We start from the raw sequence: 3,786 nt of genomic DNA, 5'->3' as shown, positions 1-3,786 counted from the left end.
GTTTATAAGATTAATGTTTTTTTTGCTGATAATTTTTTGAAAAAACAATTAGATAAAGTTTTAGATGCTTGTAATTTTGAAATTTTGATTAGTGATAAAAGAGAATATTATTATCAAAAAGGTTCAGCATTATATAAAGAAAAAAATACTAAATGGGAAGTAAAAAGAATAAGTTAGGTGATTTTTTAAGTCCTTTGACCAAGTCCAATAAATTAGAAATAATAGAAACATTTGATGTTGCAATAATAATTGAATTGTACAAACGACAAGTAAATATTGATGTATCTAGATATTTTAATGAATTGGAAGAAATATCTTTAATAAAATGTGTAGAAACAGGGTATTTGTTTTATGCGCCTTTTTCTGTTGTCGGTGATGATCGATTTTATGAAGAATTATCAACTACTCGGACAAATTATTATTCTGAAAGATGGGAGCATAAAAAGATAATTGAATTTTTGACAGAAAAAGATAAGATATTGGAAATTGGATCTGGATTTGGTGCTTTTATAAAATTACTTCATGAAAATAAAATTTTTGATATTAAAGGATTGGAATTGAATAAATTAGCTGTTGCTGAATGTGTAAGTAGTGGACTCAATGTTGAAGCTAAGTTAATTGAAGAAGAAGCTCTTACAAAATTTGAATACTATACTGTAGTTTGTAGTTTTCAAGTTTTAGAGCATATAACAGGTGTTTATGAATTTATTGAATCTTCTTTAAAAACATTAAAAAAAGATGGGAAATTGATAATTGGGGTACCTAACAATAATCCATATATTTTTATTTCAGATAAATGGCACACTTTCAATTTACCTCCACATCACGCAGGTTTATGGAATAAAAATTCCTTAAAATCCTTAGAAAAAATATTTCCAATTAAATTAGCTAATTTAGAGCATGAACCTTTAGAAAATACATATGATTATTTTCTAAATATTCAAATTTTAAACGCAAACTATTTTAAGAAAACATTTTTAAAAGGGTTGAATAAAATAACTCCGAATTTATTAAAATTCTTTTATTGTAGTTTTGTTAAGGGTAGAAATGTATTAGCTGTATTCGTAAAATATTAATTATGAAAGGCTTTATAGAAATAGAATTTAATATTCAGAATTTAGATAGGTATTTTATAAGAACTTCAATTTTTAAGGCGCTTATCTCAAGTCTTCCTAAATTCAATGGAAAACTTTTGGATATCGGTTGTGGTAAGATGCCGTATAAGAATTATATTCTAGAAAGTAGCAAAGTAAATGAATATGTTGGTTTGGATATCGAAAGTGCTTTGGAGTATGATTCTATGGTAAAACCAGACTTTACTTGGGATGGAGAAATAATGCCTTTTGAAAATGACTGTTTTGATTGTGCCTACGGAACTGAGGTCTTAGAGCATTGTCCTGAACCCGAAATTGTTTTAAAAGAGGTGTTAAGGGTAATGAAGTCAGATGGTGTTTTCTTTTTTACTGTACCTTTTTTATGGAATTTACATGAAGTTCCTCACGATGAGTATCGATATACTCCATTTTCATTAGAACGTCATTTAAGGAATGCAGGATTTAAAGATATAGAAATTAAAGCCACAGGCGGTTGGCACGCTGCAATGGCTCAAATGCTTGGCTTGTGGGTTCGAAGAAGTCCGATGAACACTAAAAAGAGAAATGTTCTTTCAGTAATCTTAAAACCAATAATTAAGTTCTTAATTGAATTGGATAAGCCAGAACAAATATTCTTTAAAGAAGGACAAATGATAACAGGTTTATATGGAACTGCTAAAAAATAAGAACATAGCCATTGCCACTGCAAGTAAAAGTGCTTATTCTGAAACTTTTATTAAAGCGCAAATCGATCTTTTACCTGCAAAATTAGTTTTGTATGGTGGCTGGTTACCAATTTACTATGGGGATAATTTGCCAATTAATAATAAGTATAAAACTAAATTGAATCAATTGAGTAAAATCTTTTTCAAAAGATTTTTTTTAGATACTGATTATGATTTCGTTTCCGTATTAAAACAAAATGGGATAGACGTAGTTTTGGCACAGTATGGACAAACGGGTGTAGCATTGATGAATATATGTAAAAAAGCAGATGTTTCATTGGTAGTGCATTTTCATGGGTTTGACGCGAGTGTTAATGAGATCTTAACTCAATATGAAAAAAGGTATCAACGACTATTTGTTGAGGCAAAGAAAATTATAGCTGTTTCGCAAGCGATGAAGTTAAAGTTAATATCGTTGGGGTGTCTAGAACAAAAAATTGCAGTGGTTCCTTGTAGTCCGAGTGATATTTTTTTTGAAAATGAACCTAATTTTGCTTCGAACACTTTTTTCTCGATTGGTCGTTTTGTTGATAAAAAAGCGCCTTATCTTACTTTGATGGCTTTTTATGAAGTGTTAAAAGTATTTCCCGATGCTCAATTGCGAATGGCAGGTTCAGGTGAACTTTTAAATGCTTGTAAAAATATAGTAAAAGCATGGGAAATTCAAGAAAGTGTACATTTTTTGGGTATTATAGAACCAGAGCAAACCAAAATTGAAATGGAAAATGCATTAGCATTTGTTCAACATTCTGTAGTCGCAGATAATGGTGACAGTGAGGGAACTCCTGTTGCTGTGTTGGAGGCACAAGCAGCAGCATTACCAGTCGTTTCTACCTATCATGCAGGAATACCAGATGTGGTGATTGATAATGAAACAGGTTTTTTGGTTCAAGAAACAGATATTGTTGCAATGAAAGAAGCTATGATAAAAATTATTAGCAATAAAGCTTTGGCAAAAGAGATGGGAGCAAAAGGAAGAGATCGTATCAAAAATGAATTTACAATGGATATTTATATTAATAAGTTAAGAGCTGTTTTAAATGAATCCTAATCCCCTTGTTTCTATAATAATACCCACTTACAATCGTGCACATATCATTGGTGAAACCCTTAATAGCGTTTTAGCACAAACCTACCAAAATTGGGAATGTATTATTGTAGACGATAGGGGAAGTGATAATACTTCGGAAATTTTAGAAAAATATACTTCTAAAGATTCAAGGATTAACTATTTAAGTAGACCAGAAACTAGTCCTAAAGGGGCGAGTGCTTGCAGGAATTATGGGCTGTCACAATCAAAAGGAGATTATATAATTTTTCTTGACTCAGATGATGTTTTGATGGAGTATTGTTTGAAGGAACGGATTGCAAAAATTTTTGAAAACAAAAGTAAGGATTTTTGGGTGTTTCCTATGTACATTCAAAATGAAAATCAAGCTAGACAAATTTTTGAAATTCCATTAAGCGAAAGTTATCTTCAAGATTTTTTGTCATGCAAAGTTCATTGGGGTATTATGTGTACAACATGGAATGTGGCTTTTATAAAACAGATAAAAGGTTTTAATGAGTGGTATCCAAGGTTGAATGATCCTGAAGTACATATTAGAGCCATGATAGCTTCCGAAAATAATTTTTGTGTTTTTCGAGAGCTTTTACCAGATAGCATTTATATGGCAGCGTCAATCAAAGACAAAAATAGTTTTGCTGATAACTATGCCAATTCATTGGTATTGTTTATTCCAGATATTAGTAAGGAATTAAGAGAACAAGGCCTAATCAATGAAATTAATTATTTGAAAGAATACTTAAACCATTATTTTTTAAATTTCAATCGCTTTACTACTAGAGCCAATAATAGTAAGGTTTTAGTTGTTTTTTATAAAAATAGAATCATTTCATTTTCTACATCTTTTAAAATTATCTTCAATTATTATTTGTTTTTGTTTTTTAATAATTTGACGATTAAG

At 30.0% G+C, this 3,786-nt stretch carries 4 protein-coding genes; all 4 read left to right on the top strand.

From position 1 onward, the window contains the following. The first annotated feature begins 152 nt into the window (after positions 1–152). Positions 153–1,076, top strand: a complete 924-nt coding sequence (locus B0E44_RS18550) for a bifunctional 2-polyprenyl-6-hydroxyphenol methylase/3-demethylubiquinol 3-O-methyltransferase UbiG (protein WP_077378981.1) — start codon at positions 153–155, stop codon at positions 1,074–1,076. Positions 1,077–1,078: 2 nt separating this feature from the next. After that, positions 1,079–1,780 carry a class I SAM-dependent methyltransferase gene (locus B0E44_RS18545; protein WP_077378978.1) on the top strand — a complete coding sequence of 234 codons (702 nt, stop codon included), beginning with the start codon at positions 1,079–1,081 and terminating at the stop codon, positions 1,778–1,780. Beyond that, on the top strand, positions 1,761–2,870 hold the full coding sequence (locus B0E44_RS18540) for a glycosyltransferase (protein WP_077378975.1): 1,110 nt from the start codon (positions 1,761–1,763) through the stop codon (positions 2,868–2,870). The genes B0E44_RS18545 and B0E44_RS18540 overlap by 20 nt, the downstream gene beginning before the upstream one ends. Beyond that, a partial coding sequence (locus B0E44_RS18535; RefSeq protein ID WP_077378972.1) for a glycosyltransferase family 2 protein occupies positions 2,860–3,786 on the top strand: 927 nt, incomplete at its 3' end. The genes B0E44_RS18540 and B0E44_RS18535, both read left to right, overlap by 11 nt.

Source organism: Flavobacterium sp. A45 (genome assembly GCF_002001005.1).
GTDB lineage: Bacteria > Bacteroidota > Bacteroidia > Flavobacteriales > Flavobacteriaceae > Flavobacterium.
The sequence above is the reverse complement of the archived record's forward strand: the minus strand, read 5'-3'. Positions and strand labels throughout refer to the sequence as shown.

What these genes read in the sequence shown, in the direction of transcription:
- B0E44_RS18550 (WP_077378981.1), top strand. Translation starts at nt 153, where the DNA reads ATGGGAAGTAAAAAGAATAAGTTAGGTGATTTTTTAAGTCCTTTGACC.
- B0E44_RS18545 (WP_077378978.1), top strand. Translation starts at nt 1,079, where the DNA reads ATGAAAGGCTTTATAGAAATAGAATTTAATATTCAGAATTTAGATAGG.
- B0E44_RS18540 (WP_077378975.1), top strand. Translation starts at nt 1,761, where the DNA reads ATGGAACTGCTAAAAAATAAGAACATAGCCATTGCCACTGCAAGTAAA.